This window comes from Falsihalocynthiibacter sp. BN13B15, assembly GCF_041205415.1.
GTDB classification, from domain to species: domain Bacteria; phylum Pseudomonadota; class Alphaproteobacteria; order Rhodobacterales; family Rhodobacteraceae; genus Falsihalocynthiibacter; species Falsihalocynthiibacter arcticus.
This window is the reverse complement of sequence record NZ_JBGFCE010000145.1, coordinates 1-243: the sequence shown is the minus strand read 5'-3', so window position 1 is coordinate 243 and position 243 is coordinate 1. Positions and strand designations below refer to the sequence as shown.

Genomic DNA, 243 nt, shown 5'->3' with positions numbered 1-243 from the left:
GATATCCATACAGTTAAATCCGCAGCATCAACCCCGGATGACAACCGGGCCGACCCGTCGCGGCAGGTTGCGCGCTGAAGCCAAGAACCGCCAAATCAAGCATGTCCGCGAAAGCATCAATGGCGCGGACGTGGCTATTCTCATCAACATAATCGTCGAGGTGTTCAGGCAGTAACATCGTCCGCTGCCGGTCTAAACCTTCGATGAAATGCGTCATGAACAACCTCCATACCGAATACGGAA

At 53.5% G+C, this 243-nt stretch carries 1 pseudogene; it reads right to left on the bottom strand.

The window, feature by feature from the left end:
• Positions 1-13: 13 nt before the first annotated feature.
• Positions 14-243 (bottom strand): annotated as a pseudogene (locus AB9F26_RS22565) (hypothetical protein); the annotation flags it as partial.